Origin of the sequence: Pseudomonas sp. RL (genome assembly GCF_000647775.1) — a bacterium.
Classification (GTDB): domain Bacteria; phylum Pseudomonadota; class Gammaproteobacteria; order Pseudomonadales; family Pseudomonadaceae; genus Serpens; species Serpens flexibilis.
In genome coordinates this window covers 14,306-32,434 of sequence record NZ_JBOY01000070.1, presented here as the reverse complement: position 1 = coordinate 32,434, position 18,129 = coordinate 14,306, and the positions used below count along the sequence as shown (strand labels likewise).

Sequence of the window (18,129 nt, the reverse complement as noted above, 5' to 3'; positions counted from 1 at the left end):
CACCTAAAACCAAAACCCCAATCCGCAACCGCGGGTTGGGGTTTTGTCTTTTTCTGCTTAGAAAACAGCGAACTGCAGCCGACACCTCGGCCGCAGTTCACATGATCAAAGCGGCTTCAGGCGCTCCGACAGCTTTCCGTTTTCCACGAGATCCAAGAACTCATCACCCAGCCGCTGGCTTTCTGCCATGGCCTGACGCCAATAGCGAGCACGACCTTCATCATTCCCAAGGTAACGTTTGAAGTCGGTTCGGTCAGGCAGTTTTCCGTGCGGGAGGCCATCGAGGTATTCGGCTGACGGCGACAGCAGTACCACGCGGGAGAGCCTTTGTTGGTTGGCCTTACGCCAAGGCATGCTCTTATCGAACCAGCCGGGGATGACGCGATGGGTGAAGTGCGGGTAAAGAACCAGTCCCGGCTCCTGGTAGGGCAGGTCGAGGTGATAATCCAGCAATCCGCCGTCACGATAGGTGCCTGGTCCCGCTCCCGGAATATCGCGAATGCCTTCCATGACCAGCGGGATGGAGCCGGAAGCCAGCAACGCGGCTCGCAGATTGAGCCGATCCATTGGGATGCAGCGCGAGGGAAAATCGCTCAGTTCTCCGAGCGGGGGTGCCTGCCGCGGGTCATGCATGACGATACGCTCGAAATGGCCTGCCAGGCGTCGTCGGCTCAGCAAATTGCTGGCGATCACGGAGGTCAGGCCAAGGGCAACCTGCAGTCGGCGCTCACCCGCGAGCAGGCCCTGACTGCGAACGACCATCACGGTGAGCCGATAATGCGCATTGTCGAGGATCGCGTCGTCCTGATCCTGCAGCAGTGCTTCGAGCATTTCGCGGCAACTGCGGGTTACTTCGGCGATGCTTGCCTTGCGACCGAAACGCAGGCTGGTGTAGAGCTCGCCGAGGCGGCGGAAACCCGCCACGGGATCGGGCAGGCAAGCGCTGGCGAAGCGCCATGAGCCAATGGATGCCCCGATCAGCGTCCGTATGCGAGGTGCGCGTGGCAACCAGTCACCGAAGAGCGCCAGGTCCAGGCCCTGAATGCCAAGGGCCTTGGGTCCGCCAGCCGCCCCTGGGAGGATGGCGACATCTTCAGGATTCAGGCCGCGCTCGCGGATGTGTGCAAGGGCGAGGGATCCAGCACGTATTTCCAAGGCTGGACGGGAGATATGGATACTGCTCACGGGACGTCCTTCTACAAGCGGCGAACGCATTATACGGGTGCATGCCGCAAGGGACAGCCGGAGCGCAGGAACGCTGGATTTTTCGGGCTTAGATGCGGAGAATGCGCGTTTTTTCGCGCGTATTCGCAGAGAACTCCTATGAATGCTGTAGTCGTAGCCGTTGGCCTCATGCTGATCCTCAGCCTGTGCCGCGTGCATGTGGTGATTGCCCTGATTGTCGGTGCGCTGGCGGGTGGTCTGTTGGGTGGCCTGGGGCTTGAGGGTTCACTGAGTGCGTTCAACAAGGGGCTGGGCGGCGGTGCGACCGTTGCGCTGTCCTATGCTTTGTTGGGTGCTTTTGCGGTGGCCATCGCCAAGTCCGGTCTGGCGCATGCCCTGGCCGACAAGGCGCTGATTCTGGTCGGCCAGCAGGCCAAGCGGGGGACCGGGCTGCTCAAGTGGGCCATGATCGGTTTGCTGATGAGTGTGGCGATTTCCTCCCAGAACATCCTGCCCATCCACATCGCCTTCATCCCATTGCTGGTGCCGCCTCTGCTGTATGTACTCAGCCAGCTGAAGATCGATCGGCGCCTGATCGCCTGTGTCCTGACCTTTGGCCTGGTGACGCCGTACATGTTCCTGCCGGTGGGGTTCGGCAGCATCTTCCTGAACGACATCCTGCTGGCCAACGTGGCGCGTGCCGGGGTGGATACCAGCGGTATCCAGGTCACCCAGGCCATGCTGATTCCGGCCCTCGGCATGGTGAGCGGTCTTCTCATCGCTCTGTTCAGTTATCGCAAGGCGCGCAGCTACGACATGGAACGGATCGAGCAGACCGAGCGCGTGGCTGTTCGTTACAGCCCCAAGAGCATGCTGGTCGCCGTGTTGGCGGTCGCCGCGGCGTTCGTTATTCAGCTGTGGCTGGATTCGATGATCATTGGAGCGCTGATCGGTTTCGTGATTTTTTCGGCGTCTGGCGTCGTTCGGTGGCGCGAGGCGGATGACCTGTTTACCGAAGGCATGAAGATGATGGCCATGATCGGCTTCATCATGATTGCAGCCGCCGGCTTTGCCGAGGTGATGCGCGAAACCGGGCAGGTTGGTGCGCTGGTTGAAGCGTCGGTGGCCTGGATCGGCAACAGCAAGGCGTTGGGGGCGCTGCTGATGCTGCTGGTGGGCTTGCTGGTGACCATGGGCATCGGCTCCTCGTTCTCCACGGTGCCGATCATCGCGGCCATCTTCGTCCCGCTGGGCGTCGAGCTGGGCTTCAGCCCGCTGGCCATCGTCAGCCTGGTCGGCACCGCCGGCGCGCTGGGTGACGCGGGTTCGCCCGCTTCCGACTCGACCCTCGGCCCGACTGCGGGCCTGAACGTCGACGGCCAGCACAACCATGTCTGGGATACGGTCGTACCTACCTTCCTGCATTACAACCTGCCGCTGCTGGCCTTCGGCTGGTTGGCGGCAATGGTCCTCTGAGCCTCGCCTGATCCTCGAAAAATGGAGCCTTCGGGCTCCATTTGCCTTGCCGGGCCGCACTTACCGCCAGCGGGAATGCCTAAGCCAGGGGACGCCTCGACAGGGATACCCATGGCCAATCACCGACTCGAGAACAAGGTCTTTCTGGCCTTGCTGCTGCTGGTCTCCATCGCCTTCATCTGGATATTGCTGCCGTTTTACGGCGCGGTGTTCTGGGCCGTCATCCTGGCCATCATCTTTGCGCCCCTGCAGCGCCGGCTTACGCGCCGGATGCCCGGGCGGCCCAATCTGACTGCGACCATCACCCTGTGTGCCACGTTGCTGGTCGCCGTTCTGCCGGTCGGCATCATCGGAACATTATTGGTGCAGGAGGGCGCGAACCTGTACCAGCGAATCGAAAGCGGCCAGCTGGATCTGGGGGCCTACCTGGAGTGGATTCGCGAGCGGCTGCCTCCTTCCCTGCAGCAACAGCTGAACCGGTTGGGAGTCGGCGACTTCCAGGACCTGCGTGAGCGGCTGTCCGGCCTGTTGCTGCAGGGCAGCCAGTTCCTCGCGACACGGGCGTTCAGCTTTGGGCAGAGCACCTTTGAGTTCCTGGTGCGCCTGGCTGTCATGCTCTACCTGCTGTTCTTTCTCATCCGTGATGGCTCCGGCATGGTAGCCCGGGTGCGCAACGCCCTGCCGCTGGCCGATGTGCAGAAGCACCGGCTGTTCACCAAGTTCACCCAGGTGGTTCGGGCTACGGTGAAGGGCAACCTCGTGGTGGCGATTACTCAAGGAGCACTGGGCGGGTTGATCTTCTGGTTCCTTGGAATTCCCAGTGCGCTGCTGTGGGCGGTGGTGATGACCTTCCTTTCGCTGCTGCCGGCGGTGGGAGCGGCGCTGATCTGGACGCCAGTAGCCGTCTATTACCTGCTCAGCGGACAGGTCTGGCAGGGGGTGTTGCTGACGCTATACGGAGTCGGGGTCATCGGTCTGGTGGACAACGTGCTGCGCCCGATCCTCGTTGGCAAGGACACCAAGATGCCCGATTACATGGTGCTGATTTCCACGCTGGGTGGCCTGGCGCTGTTTGGGCTCAACGGTTTCGTCATCGGTCCACTGGTGGCCGCGCTGTTCATGTCCACCTGGGGGTTATTCACGGAGCGGGAGGAAGCAGCCGTCGACGATCAAAGGCCGGCTGCCTGAGCCAGTTGCAGCAGGGGTTGCGGATAGACGCCCAGGAAGAAGGCGAGCGCGGCGATGGCCAACAGCATGATGCCGCCGGCCCGTTGCGGCCAATTGATCGGCGGCTCCCGGCGCATCAGCCCCGGCTCGACCAGGTACAGGGTGACCATGACCCGCAGGTAATAGAACAGGCCGATGGCGCTGCCGATGATCAATGCGCCGATCAGCCACCAGAGCTGCGCCTGCACGCCGGTGGCGAGGATGTAGAACTTGCCGATGAAGCCTGCCGTCAGCGGTATGCCGGCCAGGGACAGCATCATCACCGTCAGCACCGCGGTCAGGTAGGGCCGCCGCCAGAACAGCCCGCGGTATTCGAACAGGGCATCCGCGTCGCGTCCCTTGAACGGGCTGGACATCAGCGCCACCACCCCGAAAGCGCCGAGCGTGGTCAGCACATAGGTGACCAGGTAAACGGCGATGGCCTCGCCGGTCAGCCCGCTGCCGGCAATCAGGGCGATCAGCAGGTAGCCGAAGTGGGCGATGGAGGAATAGCCCAGCAGGCGCTTGAGGTTGTTCTGCTGCAGGGCGAGCAGGTTGCCGATCAGGATCGAGGCGATGGCGATCACCGATAGCGTGCTATCCAGCCAGCCGCCATAGGTGGCCGGCGATAGCTGATACAGGCGCACCAGCACCACGAACACGCCGACCTTGCTGGCCGTGGCCAGGTAGGCGGCCACCGGTGCCGGCGCACCCTGGTAAACGTCGGGTGTCCAGAGGTGGAAGGGCACCAGGGAAAGCTTGAAACCCAGGCCGACCAGCATCATGACCATGCCCGCCTGCACCAGCGGGGCAAATTCGCCGGTACCCAGGCTGATGCCGATTCCGACGAAGTCCAGGCTGCCCGACTCGGCATACAGCAACGCCATGCCGAACAGCAGGAAGGCACTGCCGGCGGCGGACAGGACCATGTACTTCAGGCCGGCTTCCAGGGAATGGCGATTGAAGAAGGCGTAAGCCGCCAGGCCGTAAACCGGCACCGACAGCAGTTCCAGACCGATGAACAGCGCCGCCAGGTGCTGGCTGGTGACCAGCACGATGCCGCCGGAGGCGGACAGCAGCATCAGCAGGTAGAGCTCCTCGCGGTTGCCGGGGAAGCCGCCTTCGCCCGGCTTGCGACCCAGGTAGGCGTGGGCCAGGGTAATGCAGGTCAGCGTCGCGACGAGCAGCAGTGCCGTGTAGAAGTAGCCGAAGGCATCCATGCGCAGCAGCGCCGTCACGTCGAGGGGGGCGGCCTCCAGGGCCGGCTGGATCGACAGCAGCGCCAGCAGCAGGCCCGCCACCGAGGCGATATAGGCAATGCGGTGGTTGCGCTTCCAGGCGATCAGCAGCATCACCGCGATGGCGGTGCCGGTGGTGACCAGCAGGGGCAGCAGGGCGATGAAGTGGGCGAACGTCAGGTCCATGCGGGCTACCGGATCGAAGCGAATGGGGTGATGGCCGTGCCTAGCCACTGACGGACTCCCTGCGCGCTGGCCTGCGCGGTATCCAGCGCCGGCTGCGGGTAGATGCCCAGCAGCACCAGCAGCACGACCAGCGTCAGGACCATGCCGATCTCGCGGCCATCCAGGCCGGGCAGCGGTTGCGGGGAGCTGGCGGGCCCGAAGTAGGCACGATGGACCATGGCCAGCGAGTAGACCGAGGACAGCACGAGGCCGAAGGTGGCGATCACCACCACCCAGGGATTTGCAGCAAAGGCACCGAACAGCACCAGGAACTCACCGATGAAGTTGCCGGTGCCCGGCAAGCCGAGCGAGGCCACGGCGAAAAACAGGCTAAGGGGGGGCAGCCAGGGCAGGCGACGCCACAGGCCCCCCATCTGGCGCATGTCACGGGTATGCACACGCTCGTACAACTGACCGCACAAAATGAACAGCGCAGCGGCGGACAGGCCGTGGGCGAGCATGAGGATCACCGCACCCTGCAGGGCCAGCTCGCTGCCCGAATAGATGCCGATCAGCACGAAGCCCATGTGGGAAATACTCGAGTAGGCCACCAGGCGCTTGATATCGGTCTGCGCGAAGGCCAGCAGGGCGCCGTAGAAGATGCCGATCAGCCCCAGCGTCATGGCGATCGGCGCGAATTCCGCCGAGGCGTTGGGGAACAGCGGCAAGGCGAAGCGGATCATGCCGTAGGCGGCGGTCTTGAGCAGGATGCCGGCCAGGTCGACCGAACCGGCAGTGGGCGCCTGGGCATGGGCGTCGGGCAGCCAGGCGTGGAAGGGCACCAGCGGGAACTTCACCGCGAAGGCGATGAAGAAACCGAGCATCAGCAGGTATTCGATGCCGGGGGTGAGTTCGGTTTCCAGCAGCCGGGCGTAGTCGAAGGTAACCACGCCGCTGTTCAGGTAGTGCACCAGCACCAGGCCGAGAATGGCCACCAGCATGAGCAGGCCGCTGGCCTGGGTGTAGATGAAGAACTTGGTCGCGGCGGTGATCCGCGTCTTCTTGCCGTCGCCGCTATGCCCCCACAGCGCGATGAGGAAGTACATCGGCACCAGCATCATTTCCCAGAAGAAAAAGAACAGGAACAGGTCCATGGCCAGGAACACGCCGACCACGCCTCCCAGGATCCACAGCAGGTTGAGGTGAAAGAAGCCGACATGCCGCTGGATCTCGTTCCACGAACACAACACCGACAGCACCCCGAGCAGCCCGGTCAGCACCACCATCAGCAACGAGAGGCCATCCAGCGCCAGGTGCAGGTTGATGCCCAGCCGGGCGATCCAGACCTGTCGGTATTCCATGGCCCAGACTCCGGCATCGGCCGGCGAAGGCGCCAGGCGGTAATCGCCCTGCAGCCACAGCCACAGGCCCAGCGCAAGCAACAGCCCCATGGCGAACAGGGCGATCCAGCGCGGCAGCGTCTGGTTGACGCGCTCGACCAGCCAGCAGAGCAGACCGCCGAGAAAGGGAACCAGGATCAGCCAGGGAAGCATCACGGTGTCGAATCCTTGCGCACGTTCAGATCAGGACCAGGCCAAGCAGCAGCACGGCTCCACCCACCAGGGACAGCGCGTACCAGCGCAACTGGCCAGTCTGGGTCCGACTGGTAGCCCGGTGCCCAGCCTGCGCCAGCTTCGCCAGCAGGCCCATGCCGCGATCGATGGGATCGCGACCCAGCAGGCGGCACAGCAGCAGGTAGGGCCGCACGAACAGCTTGTCGTAGAGCCAGTCGAATCCCCAGGCGGCCCGCCACCAGGCATGCAGCAGCCGTCCCGGCGGGCTCTGCGCGAGCGCCGTGACCCGCGTGCGCTTGCCAAGGAACAGCCCGGCGGCGAGCAGGATGCCGGCGACGGCAATCGCCCCCGAGGTGATTTCCAGTGTCATGCGCCCCTCGTCCGTGGTCTGCCCGGCGCCCGGCGGCAACACATCGGCCAGCGGCGGGCTGATCCAGGCGCCGAGGAAGGTGGACAGCAGGATCAGCACGACCAGTGGCAGACCGTGGGCCAGGCCGCGTCCCGCGTGGGCCTCGATACGTGGTGAGCCGTGGAAGACGATGAATATCAGTCGGAAGCAGTAGAGCGAGGTCAGCAAGGCGCCGACCAGGCCGGCGAACAGCAGTCCGCGATGGCCGCTGGCGAAGGCTTCCCAGAGAATCGCGTCCTTGGAATAGAAGCCGGCGGTGAGCAGCGGCAGGGCCGCCAGCGCCGCGCCCCCCACCAGGAAACTGGCATAGGCCAGCGGCAGGCGGCGCCATAACCCGCCCATGCGGAAGATGTTCTGTTCGTGGTGGCAGGCGTTGATCACCGCGCCGGCGGCGAGGAACAGCAGGGCCTTGAAGAAGGCGTGGGTCATCAGGTGGAAGATCGCCGCACTCCAGGCGCCCACGCCCAGGGCGAGGAACATGTAGCCGATCTGGCTCATGGTCGAGTAGGCCAGGATGCGCTTGATGTCGGTCTGCGCCAGGGCGGCGAAGCCGGCCAGCAGCAGGGTCGTGGCGCCGATAAGGCCGACCAGCTGCAAGACCTCCGGCGCCAGCAGGAAAAGGCCGTGGGTGCGGGCGATCAGGTAGACGCCGGCGGTGACCATGGTGGCGGCGTGGATCAGCGCGGAAACCGGCGTCGGGCCGGCCATGGCATCGGCCAGCCAGGTCTGCAGCGGCAGTTGCGCGGACTTGCCGACCGCGCCGCCGAGCAGCGCCAGCGCCGCCAGGCTGATCCACGGGTCGCCCTCGGCGAATCGCTGCGGCGCCAGGGCGAGCAGCGCCTGGATGTTCAGGGTGTCGAGCTGCACGAACAGGATGAACAGGCCGAAGGCCATCAGCACGTCGCCGACCCGGGTGACGATGAAGGCCTTGAGGGCCGCGTTGCCGTTGGCGCGCTCGCCGTAATAGAAGCCGATCAGCAGGTAGGAGCACAGGCCTACCCCCTCCCAGCCGAAGTACAGCAGCAGCAGGTTATCGCCCAGCACCAGCAGCAGCATGCTGAAGATGAACAGGTTGGTGTAGGCGAAGAAGCGCGAATAGCCCTCTTCGCCACGCATGTACCAGCTGGCGAACAGGTGGATCAGGAAGCCGACCCCGGTCACCACGCCCAGCATGGTCAAGGACAGGCCATCCAGATGCAGGCCGACGCTGGCCTGCAGGCCCGCCACGTCCAGCCATTGCCATAGGCGCTGGGTGTGGATGCCGCCTCCCGGCGGCGCGGTGACGAACTCTACGGCGACCCAGGCCGTGACCAGCGCCGCCAGACCCACCGAGCCGACCCCGATGACGGCGGCCAGGCGGTCCGGCAGGCGTCCGCGCGAGAAGGCCAGCAGCAGGTAGCCTAGCAGGGGGAAGAGGAAGGTCAGGGGGAGCAGGTTCATCCGCGCATCTCGCTGGCGGCATCCACGCTGAGGGTGTCGAAGCGGCGATACAGCTGCAGCAGGATGGCCAGGCCGATGGCCGCCTCTGCGGCGGCCAGGCTGATGACCAGGATGAACATGATCTGCCCGTCGGGCTGTGCCCAGCGGCTGCCGGCCACCACGAAGGCCAGGCCGCAGGCGTTCATCATGATTTCCAGGCTCATCAGCACGAAGAGGATGTCGCGGCGCACCATCAGGCCGACCAGTCCCAGGCAGAAGATCAGCGCGGCGACGGCCAGGCCATGTTCCAGGGGAATCGCATCGATCATGGCGTCACTCCGTGGCCTCGTGGCGTCCCAGGTGGTAGGCGGCCACCAGCGCCGCCAGCAGCAATAGCGAGGCCAGTTCCACGGCCAGCAGGTAGGGGCCGAACAGCGCGATGCCGACAGCCTTGGACGGTACATCTTCCAGCCCGAGGGGCACCTGGCTGGGCGCGGCGAACAGCGCCCACATCAACTGGCCGAACAACAGCAGCGCCAGCAGCCCGGGGCCGATCCAGACTCCCGGGGTCAGCCAGCTGCGCTCCTGGCGCGCGGTCTCCGGGCCGAGGTTGAGCATCATCACCACGAACACGAACAGCACCAGGATCGCCCCGGCATACACGATGATTTCCAGCGCCCCGGCGAACGGCGCGCCGAGGCTGAAGAAGCACATGGCCACGGCCAGCAGCGAGGTGATCAGGTAAAGCAGGGCGTGCACCGGATTGCTGCCAGTGATCACTCGGAAGCTGGCCACCACGGCCACGCCGGCGGAGAGGTAGAAGGCATATTCCATGTCAGGGCCTCGGCGAAACAGGTTGGCGGGTCATGGCAGCAACCCCTTCACATCGATCGGCGGCGCCTCGTCCCGGGCGGCGCCCTTGGGCTTGCCAGCGATAGCCATGCCGGCCACCCGGTAGTAGTTGTAGTCCGGATACTTGCCCGGGCCGGCGATCAGCAGGTCCTCCTTTTCGTACACCAGCTCCTGGCGCCGGTATTCGCCCATCTCGAAATCCGGGGTGAGCTGGATCGCCGTGGTCGGACAGGCTTCCTCGCACAGGCCACAGAAGATGCAGCGCGAGAAATTGATGCGGAAGAACTCCGGATACCAGCGGCCGTCTTCCTGCTCGGCCTTCTGCAGGGAAATGCAGGCCACCGGACAGGCCACCGCGCAGAGGTTGCAGGCCACGCAGCGCTCTTCGCCGTCGGGGTCGCGGGTCAGCACGATGCGGCCCCGGTAGCGCGGCGGCAGGTACACCGGCTCTTCCGGGTACTGCAGGGTGTCGCGCGGGCGAAAGCCGTGGCCGAAGATCATCACCAGGCTGCGCAGCTGGGTGAAGGTGCCGTGCACCACCTCGCCTATGTACTTGAGCATGGCTGCTTCTCCTCAGCGGGCCGCCAGCACCAGCGCACCGGTCACCAGCAGGTTGAGCAGGGTCAGTGGCAGGCAGAACTTCCAGCCGAAGGCCATCACCTGGTCATAGCGTGGACGCGGCAGCGAGGCGCGCAGCAGGACGAAGAACATGATGAAAAAACCTGTCTTCAGCGCGAACCAGACGAACGACAGCCACGGCAGCGCATCGAGGAACGGGCCGTGCCAGCCGCCGAAGAACAGTGTGGTCAACAACGCCGAAATCAGGACGATGCCGATGTATTCGCCGACGAAGAACATGCCCCATTTCATGCCGGCGTATTCGATGTGGTAGCCGTCGGCCAGCTCCTGCTCGGCTTCCGGCTGGTCGAAGGGATGCCGGTGGGTCACCGCCACGCCGGCGATGAGGAAGGTACAGAAGCCCAGGAACTGCGGCAGGATGAACCACAGGTGCTGCTGCTGATACGCGACGATGTCGCGCAGGTTGAACGAACCCGTCTGCGCCACCACGCCCATCAGCGACAGGCCGAGGAACACCTCGTAGGAAACGGTCTGCGCCGAGGCGCGCAGCGCGCCGAGCAGGGCGTACTTGTTGTCGCTCGCCCAGCCGGCGAACAGCACCGCGTAGACGGTCAGGCCGGCCATGGCGAAGAAGAACAGGATGCCGATGTTGAGGTCCGCCACGCCCCAGGTGGGGGTGATGGGCACCACGGCGAAGGCCATCAGCAATGCGCTCATGGCCACCACCGGGGCCAGGGTGAACACCAGTCGGTCGGCGAAGGGCGGCGTCCAGTCCTCCTTGAAGAACATCTTCAGCATGTCGGCGGCCAGCTGGAACATGCCGAACGGGCCGACGCGGTTGGGACCGTAGCGGTCCTGCCACCAGCCCAGCAGGCGACGCTCGACGAAGCTCAGGAGGGCGCCGGCGATCACCACCGCCAGCAGGATCACCAGCGCCTTGATGACCGCGATGAGTATGTCGACCACTTCGGGGGTCAGCCAGCTCATGGCGCGGCCTCCAGATCCATGGCCAGGCTGTCGGCGCGCAGCGGCGGTATGCCGGGGAAGCCACTGGGCAGACCGAGCAGGCCCGGGGCCAGGTGGTCACTCAGGCGCAGCGTGAGGCGCAGCCGCTGGTCATCAATGCGCAGGGTCACCGGCATGCCGTCGCGCAGGCCGCGTCGTGCGGCCTCCTCGTGGCCCAGCAACGCATAGGCATCGGGCATGCGCGCCTGGATCGGCGCGGCGCGGGCGCTCAGCTCCTCGCTGCCGAACAGGTGATGCAGTGGCACCACATGCAGCAGCCCCGGCCGAGGCTCGAATGCGGGCGGCGGTGAGCGCCAGGCGAGGTCGCCACGCGGGCCGTCGAGCAGTCGCACGCCCGGATCGCCGGCGCGCAGGTGGCCGCCGACTTCATCCTGGAAGCGATTCCACGCCTGCGGTGAATTCCAACCCGGGGACCAGGCGAAGGGGATCTGCTGCCGGGGTTCGGCGCTACCGGCATAGCCTTCCATGGAGAAGGCGAAGGCGCTGTCCCGATCCTGGGGCTGGCGCGGCTCGTGCACGTTGAGGTTGGCGCGCATGGCGGTGCGGCCGCTGTAGCGATGCGGTTCGCGGGCCAGCTTGAGGCCGCGAATGCGAAAGCTTGCCCGGGGCGCGGCGTCGCGGATGCCGGCCAAGAGCGGGTGGGCGGCGGCGCACGCCTCGGTGGCCTGGTCCAGCTCGGTCCAGTCCACCGGGCGGCTCTGCAGGGTGCAGTGCAGGGCATGCAGCCAGCGCCAGCCCTCGCGAATGCGGCACTCAGGGTCGTAATAATACGGCTCGAAGACCTGGAAGAAGCGCTGCGCGCGGCCTTCCTGGCTGACCAGGGTGCCGTCGGCCTCGGCGAAGCTGGCGGCGGGCAACAGTAGCTGGGCGCGCGCAGCGGTGGCGGTCGCCTGATGGTCGAGGACGACCAGTGTGGCCTGCTCCAGGGCGGCCTCGATGCGCTGGGCGTCGGTGCGCCGGTACAGATCGTTCTCCAGCACCACCGCGGCCTGTGCTTCGCCACGCTGCAGAGCCTGCAGCGCGTCCTCCAGGGGGCTGCCGCCGAGCAGGCTCAGGCCGAGGCTGTTGGCTTCCGGCACTACCAGGCTGAGCGATGCGTTCTTCCGGCGATTCTTCAGGGCCTGGGCGATGTTGCCCACGGCGTCGAGCAACGCCGGCTCGCCCAGCGAGGTGCCGCCGATCAGCAGCGGCCGGCGGGCGGCCAGCAGGGCGGCGGCGATGCGCTCGGCATCTTCCCGGGTTGCTGGCTCCAGCCCCTCGACCGCCGGGGACTGCGGATCGATGGCGTGTGCCACGGCGAAGCCCAGGCGCGCCAGATCGCGCGGTGCAGCCCGGTGGCAGTGCTCGGCCAGATCATCCAGGCGGGTGTGCTCCAGGCTGGCGATGAACAGCGGATTCAGCGCCCGCTGGGCGACGTTCTGCACGGCGGCCTGATGCCAGTCCGGGACCTGCAGCGCGGCGGCCATTTCCCCGGCCTTGCCGTGGGCGGCCTGGCGCACCGCCAGGGCCAGGCGGGCGGCGGTCTGGGTCAGGTCCTCGCCGAGAATGAACACCGCGTCGTGACGCTCGATGTCGCGCATCGAAGCCACCGGCAACGGGCCCCGGTGCAGCAGGTCGCGAATGCGGTTCAGGCCCTCCAGCTCGGCGGCGTTCACCCCGCAGCAGAAATGCCGCTCGCCGACCAGCGCGCGCAGGGCGTGGTTGCTTTCCAGGCTGGCGCGCGGCGAGCCGATGCCGATCACCCGCTTGCCGCGCAGCAGCTCGGCAGCCTTGTCCAGCGCGGCATCAATGCCCAGCATGGCGTCCGCGCAGCGGGGCTGGCGCGGGCGGTCCGGGCGATTGACGAAGCCGTAGCCGAAGCGGCCGCGGTCGCAGAGGAAGTAGTGGTTGATCTCGCCGTGGTAGCGGTTCTCGATGCGGCGGATTTCCCCGTAGCGTTCGCCGGGGCTGATGTTGCAGCCGGCCGCGCAGCCGTGGCAGATGCCGGGTGCGTACTGCATGTCCCACTTGCGGGTGTAGCGCTCGGAGTGGGTTCGGTCGGTAAATACCCCGGTCGGGCAGACCTCGGTGAGGTTGCCGGCGAACTCGCTGTCCAGCGGGCCGTCCTCGACGCGGCCGAAGTACAGGTTGTCATGGGCGCCGAATACGCCCAGGTCGGTGCCGCCGGCGTAGTCGTTGTAGTAGCGCACGCAGCGGTAACAGGCGATGCAACGGTTCATCTCGTGGCCGATGAACGGTCCGAGGTCCTGGTTTGCGTGGGTGCGCTTGCTGAAGCGGTAGCGGCGCCGGCTGTGGCCGGTCATCACCGTCATGTCCTGCAGATGGCAATGCCCGCCTTCCTCGCATACCGGGCAGTCGTGCGGGTGGTTGATCATCAGCCACTCGACGACGCTGGCGCGGAACGCGCGGGCTTCCTCGTCGGCGATGGAGATCCAGGTGTTGTCGCTGGCCGGCGTCATGCAGGACATCACCAGCCGGCCCCGGGTATCGTGCTCGTCGCGGAACTGCTTCACCGCGCACTGGCGGCAGGCGCCGACGCTACCCAACGCCGGATGCCAGCAGAAGTAGGGAATGTCGAGGCCGAGCGACAGGCAGGCGTGCAGGAGGTTGTCCGCCCCGTCGACCTCGTATGCCTGTCCGTCTACATGAATGGTGGCCATGCTGCTGTCCTTCCTGTCCGCCGCAGCGGGGTTGCGGTTTCTCCTCAGGTTTCGGCGTGCCGCGCGCGCGGGCGTGCCGAGGGCGCGATGCCGGCTTCGAACTCGTCGCGGAAGTACTTCAGGGCACTACCCAGCGGTTCCACCGCGCCCGGCGCGTGGGCACAGAACGTCTTGCCCGGGCCGAGGAACTCGACCAGTTCGCCGAGCACGTGCAGGTCCTCGGGCGTGCCCTGGCCCTGCTCCAGCGCGCGCAGGATCTTTACGCTCCACGGCAGGCCGTCGCGGCACGGCGTGCACCAGCCGCAGGACTCGCGGGCGAAGAACTCCTCCATGTTGCGCAACAGCGACACCATGCTGACCGACGCATCGACGGCAAGTGCCAATCCGGTGCCCATGCGGGTGCCGACCGCGGCGATGCCGCCGGCATGCATCGGGGCGTCCAGGTGTTCAGGCAACAGGAAGCCGGTGCCGGCGCCGCCGGGCTGCCAGCACTTGAGCTTATGGCCATCGCGCATGCCGCCGGCGTGGGTTTCCAACAGCTCGCGGGCGCTGATGCCGAAGGGCAGTTCCCACAGGCCGGGCGTGCGGACCCGGCCAGAGAAGCCCATCAGCTTGGTGCCCATGTCGTCGCTGCCGGAGCGGGCCAGGGAGCGGTACCAGTCCACGCCGTGCAGGATGATCGCCGGCACGTTGCACAGGGTTTCCACGTTATTGACACAGGTCGGTCGGCCCCAGGCGCCGACGCTGGCCGGGAAGGGCGGCTTGGCGCGCGGGTTGGCGCGGCGGCCTTCCAGCGAATTGATCAGCGCGGTTTCCTCGCCACAGATGTAGCGGCCGGCGCCGGTGTGCACGAACAGCTCGAAATCGAAGCCGCTACCGAGGATGTTGCGGCCCAGCAGGCCGGCGTCGCGGGCCTCTGCCAGGGCGCGGTTGAGGATGCGCGCCGCGTCGACATACTCGCCGCGCAGGAAGATGTAGCCGCGACCGGCTCGCAGCGCGTGGGCGCTGATCAGCATGCCTTCCACCAGCAGGTGCGGCAGCTGCTCCATGAGCAGCCGGTCCTTCCAGGTGTTGGGTTCCATCTCGTCCGCATTGCACAGCAGGTAGCGGATGTTCCGCGTGTCGTCGGCGGGCATCAGGCTCCATTTCACCCCGGTCGGAAAGCCTGCGCCGCCCCGTCCCTTGAGGCCGGAGTCCTTGACCGCCTGCACGGTGGCAGCCGGGGTCAGCTCGTCGAGGGCCTTGCGCAGCGCCTGGTAGCCGTTGGTACGGCGGTATTCGTCCAGCCACACCGGTTCGCCATCCTCGCGCAGGCGCCAGGTCAGCGGATGGGTGTCTTCGGCACGTGGTACGCGGTTGGCGGGACCGAGAGAGGCGAGTTTCATGGATAGGCCTCCAGCAGCCGGGCGAGGGCGTCGGCGCTCACGTTGCCGTAGGTGTCGTCATCGATCATCAGCGTGGGCGCCTTGTCGCAGTTGCCCAGGCAGCACACCGGCAGCAGCGTGAAGCGGCCATCGGCGCTGGTTTGCCCGGGCTCGATGCCGAGCTGGTCACGCAGGCGGACGAGCAGCGTCTCGTGACCGGCAATAAAGCAGGTCATGCTGTCGCACACGCGCAGGATGTGGCGGCCCACCGGTACGCGGAAGATCTGGCTATAGAAGGTGGCCACGCCTTCCACGTCGCTGGCAGGGATGCCCAGCAGTGCGCCAATGGCCTCGCAGGCGCCGTCCGGCACCCAGCCACGCTGTTGTTGCACGATCTTCAGCGCCTCGATAGAAACGGCCCGCGGGTCCTCGAAGTGCTGTTTTTCCTGCTCAATGGCCTGCCGTTCGGCCTCGCTCAGGGTGAATCGGTCGGTCTGGATCAGGGTCTGGCTCATGGTCAGCGGTCCACGTCGGCCATCACGAAATCGATGCTGCCCAGGTAGGCGATCAGATCGGAGATCATGCTGCCGTTGATCACCGAGGGAATCTGCTGCAGGTGCGGGAAGCTGGGGGTGCGGATGCGCGTGCGGTAGCTCATGGTGCTGCCGTCGCTGGTCAGGTAGTAGCTGTTGATGCCCTTGGTCGCCTCGATCATCTGCAGGCTTTCGTTGGCCGGCATCACCGGCCCCCAGGAGACCTGCAGGAAGTGGGTGATCAGCGTCTCGATGTGCTGCAGCGTGCGTTCCTTCGGCGGCGGCGTGGTCAGCGGATGGTCGGCCTTGTGGGGCCCTTCCGGCATGTTGCGCAGGCACTGTTCGATGATCTTCAGGCTCTCGCGCATCTCGCCCATCTTCACCAGGCAGCGGTCGTAGGCATCGCCGTTGACGGCCAGCGGCACTTCGAACTCGAAGTGCTGGTAACCGGAGTAGGGACGGGCCTTGCGCAGGTCGAAGTCGCAGCCGGTGGCGCGCAGGCCGGCGCCGGTCACGCCCCAGTCCAGCGCGTCGCGGGTGGTGTAGGAGGCCACTCCCCTGGTACGTCCGATCAGGATGCTGTTCTTCAGGGCGGCCTTCTCGTACTCGTCCAGGCGCCGGGGCATCCAGGCGAGGAACTCGCGCACCAGGGTGTCCCAGCCGCGCGGCAGGTCGTGCGCCACACCGCCGATGCGGAACCAGGCCGGGTGCATGCGAAAGCCGGTGATCGCCTCCACCACCTGATAGGCCCGCTGGCGATCGGTGAAGGTGAAGAACACCGGGGTCATGGCACCGACGTCCTGGATGTAGGTGCCGAGAAACAGCAGGTGGTTCAGGATGCGGAAGAACTCGGCGAGCATCACGCGGATCACGTCCACCCGGTCGGGCACCCGGATGCCGGCAAGTTTTTCCACGGCCAGCACGTAGGGCAGGTTGTTCATCACCCCGCCCAGGTAATCGATGCGGTCGGTGTAGGGGATGTAGCTGTGCCAGCTCTGGCGCTCGGCCATCTTCTCGGCACCGCGGTGGTGGTAGCCGATCTCCGGCACGCAATCGACGATCTCCTCGCCGTCCAGCTGCAGGATGATGCGGAAGGCGCCGTGGGCCGAGGGATGGTTGGGGCCCAGGTTGAGGAACATGAAATCCTCGTGGGCGCCGTGCCGCCGCATGCCCCAGTCCTCGGGACGGAAGCGCAGCGCCTCCTGTTCCATATCCTGCTTGGCCGCGGTCAGGCTGTAGGGGTCGAACTCCGTGGCGCGGGCCGGGTAGTCCTTGCGCAGCGGGTGGCCTTCCCAGGTCGGCGGCATGAGGATGCGGGTCTGCAGCGGGTGACCGCTGAAGCGGATGCCGAACATGTCCCAGACTTCCCGTTCGTACCAGTTGGCGTTCGGCCAGACGCCGGTGGCGCTCGGCAGCTCCAGATCATCCTCCAGCAGCGCGACCTTGAGCATCAGGTCGCTGTTCCGTTCCAGCGACATCAGGTGGTAGAAGACGCTGAAATCGGCCGGGGGCAGTCCCTGGCGGCGTGTGCGCAGGCGCTCGTCCATGCCGTGCAGGTCATAGAGCATCGAATAGGGGCGGGGCAACTGGCGCAGGAAGCGCAGGATCTCGATCAGCCGCTCGCGTGCCACCCAGAGCGCCGGCATGCCGGTCAGGGTGGGTTGCTCGGTGAAGGCGTCGGCGCCGAAACGAGCGTGAAGCTCGCTGACAATGCCGCGATCATCCGCCTGATAGGGCGGAATGTGCAGCGTTCCGCCGGGGGGCGTCGACTGTTTCGGCTCAGACATCATCGGGACTGCGCAGTTGAGTGACCTGGATGCGCCGTTCACGGTGTCGTTCCCGCTGCGAGGGCATTTCCGCCCGATAGACGCCCTGATCGCCGATGACCCAGGAGAGCGGACGGCGTTCCTGGCCGATCGACTCCTGCAGCAGCATCAGCCCCTGCAGGAAGGCCTCCGGACGGGGCGGGCAGCCGGGCACGTAGACATCCACCGGCAGGAACTTGTCGACGCCCTGTACCACCGAGTAGATGTCGTACATACCGCCGGAGTTGGCGCAGGAGCCCATGGAGATCACCCATTTCGGCTCGAGCATCTGCTCGTAGAGCCGCTGGATGATGGGCGCCATCTTGATGAAGCAGGTGCCCGCCACCACCATGAAGTCGGCCTGGCGCGGCGATGCGCGAATCACCTCGGCGCCGAAGCGGGCGATGTCATGGGGTGCGGTGAAGGCGGTGGTCATTTCCACGTAACAGCAGGAAAGCCCGAAGTTGTACGGCCACAGGGAGTTCTTGCGACCCCAGTTGACCGCGCCGTTGAGCACCTCCTCAAGCTTGCCCAGGAAGATGCTGCGGTGGACCTGATCCTCCAGCGGATCGCCTACCGTCGAGCGTTCACCGATCGGGTAGCGCGGGTTGGCCGCCTCCGGATCGATCCGCACAAGGTTGTATCGCATCACCCATGCC

At 66.0% G+C, this 18,129-nt stretch carries 15 protein-coding genes; 2 read left to right on the top strand and 13 right to left on the bottom strand.

The window, feature by feature from the left end; genetic code table 11:
* Positions 1 to 105: 105 nt before the first annotated feature.
* The gene (locus tag AS93_RS0112540; RefSeq protein ID WP_027590940.1) at positions 106 to 1,185 is read right to left on the bottom strand and encodes a hypothetical protein; all 1,080 of its coding nucleotides are present in this window, start codon (positions 1,183 to 1,185) and stop codon (positions 106 to 108) included.
* A gap of 138 nt (positions 1,186 to 1,323) precedes the next feature.
* On the opposite strand from AS93_RS0112540, the gene AS93_RS0112535 reads away from it, so the two are divergent.
* Entirely contained in the window at positions 1,324 to 2,640 is a 1,317-nt protein-coding gene (locus AS93_RS0112535) for a Na+/H+ antiporter NhaC family protein (protein ID WP_027590939.1), read from the top strand.
* Positions 2,641 to 2,751: 111 nt separating this feature from the next.
* The gene (locus AS93_RS0112530; RefSeq protein WP_027590938.1) at positions 2,752 to 3,828 is read left to right on the top strand and encodes an AI-2E family transporter; all 1,077 of its coding nucleotides are present in this window, start codon (positions 2,752 to 2,754) and stop codon (positions 3,826 to 3,828) included.
* Here the strand turns inward: AS93_RS0112530 and nuoN are convergent.
* Genes nuoN through AS93_RS0112470 form a run of 12 tightly spaced genes read right to left on the bottom strand, consistent with a single transcriptional unit; the run spans position 3,810 to position 18,119 of the window.
* The gene (gene nuoN / locus AS93_RS0112525; RefSeq protein ID WP_027590937.1) at positions 3,810 to 5,270 is read right to left on the bottom strand and encodes an NADH-quinone oxidoreductase subunit NuoN; all 1,461 of its coding nucleotides are present in this window, start codon (positions 5,268 to 5,270) and stop codon (positions 3,810 to 3,812) included. The genes AS93_RS0112530 and nuoN overlap by 19 nt on opposite strands.
* Positions 5,271 to 5,275: 5 nt before the next feature.
* Positions 5,276 to 6,805, bottom strand: a complete 1,530-nt coding sequence (nuoM, locus tag AS93_RS0112520) for an NADH-quinone oxidoreductase subunit M (protein WP_027590936.1) — start codon at positions 6,803 to 6,805, stop codon at positions 5,276 to 5,278.
* A gap of 22 nt (positions 6,806 to 6,827) precedes the next feature.
* The gene (gene nuoL, locus AS93_RS0112515; RefSeq protein ID WP_027590935.1) at positions 6,828 to 8,672 is read right to left on the bottom strand and encodes an NADH-quinone oxidoreductase subunit L; all 1,845 of its coding nucleotides are present in this window, start codon (positions 8,670 to 8,672) and stop codon (positions 6,828 to 6,830) included.
* Positions 8,669 to 8,977, bottom strand: coding sequence for an NADH-quinone oxidoreductase subunit NuoK (gene nuoK, locus AS93_RS0112510; protein WP_027590934.1), 309 nt, complete (start codon positions 8,975 to 8,977; stop codon positions 8,669 to 8,671). The genes nuoL and nuoK overlap by 4 nt, the downstream gene beginning before the upstream one ends.
* A gap of 7 nt (positions 8,978 to 8,984) precedes the next feature.
* Positions 8,985 to 9,485, bottom strand: a complete 501-nt coding sequence (gene nuoJ / locus AS93_RS0112505; RefSeq protein WP_027590933.1) for an NADH-quinone oxidoreductase subunit J — start codon at positions 9,483 to 9,485, stop codon at positions 8,985 to 8,987.
* A gap of 30 nt (positions 9,486 to 9,515) precedes the next feature.
* The gene (gene nuoI / locus AS93_RS0112500; RefSeq protein ID WP_027590932.1) at positions 9,516 to 10,064 is read right to left on the bottom strand and encodes an NADH-quinone oxidoreductase subunit NuoI; all 549 of its coding nucleotides are present in this window, start codon (positions 10,062 to 10,064) and stop codon (positions 9,516 to 9,518) included.
* A gap of 12 nt (positions 10,065 to 10,076) precedes the next feature.
* On the bottom strand, positions 10,077 to 11,069 hold the full coding sequence (gene nuoH, locus AS93_RS0112495; protein WP_027590931.1) for an NADH-quinone oxidoreductase subunit NuoH: 993 nt from the start codon (positions 11,067 to 11,069) through the stop codon (positions 10,077 to 10,079).
* The gene (nuoG, locus tag AS93_RS0112490; RefSeq protein WP_027590930.1) at positions 11,066 to 13,768 is read right to left on the bottom strand and encodes an NADH-quinone oxidoreductase subunit NuoG; all 2,703 of its coding nucleotides are present in this window, start codon (positions 13,766 to 13,768) and stop codon (positions 11,066 to 11,068) included. The genes nuoH and nuoG overlap by 4 nt, the downstream gene beginning before the upstream one ends.
* Positions 13,769 to 13,812: 44 nt before the next feature.
* Positions 13,813 to 15,153: an NADH-quinone oxidoreductase subunit NuoF gene (nuoF, locus tag AS93_RS0112485; protein ID WP_027590929.1), complete on the bottom strand. Its 1,341-nt coding sequence runs from the start codon at positions 15,151 to 15,153 to the stop codon at positions 13,813 to 13,815.
* Positions 15,150 to 15,647, bottom strand: a complete 498-nt coding sequence (gene nuoE, locus AS93_RS0112480; RefSeq protein ID WP_027590928.1) for an NADH-quinone oxidoreductase subunit NuoE — start codon at positions 15,645 to 15,647, stop codon at positions 15,150 to 15,152. The genes nuoF and nuoE overlap by 4 nt, the downstream gene beginning before the upstream one ends.
* A gap of 2 nt (positions 15,648 to 15,649) precedes the next feature.
* Positions 15,650 to 17,452 (bottom strand): NADH-quinone oxidoreductase subunit C/D, encoded by a 1,803-nt coding sequence (gene nuoC / locus AS93_RS0112475; protein WP_155956145.1) that lies wholly within the window; start codon positions 17,450 to 17,452, stop codon positions 15,650 to 15,652.
* Entirely contained in the window at positions 17,445 to 18,119 is a 675-nt protein-coding gene (locus tag AS93_RS0112470) for an NADH-quinone oxidoreductase subunit B (RefSeq protein ID WP_027590926.1), read from the bottom strand. Before AS93_RS0112470 ends, nuoC begins: the two co-directional genes overlap by 8 nt.
* Between the last annotated feature and the right edge of the window lie 10 nt (positions 18,120 to 18,129).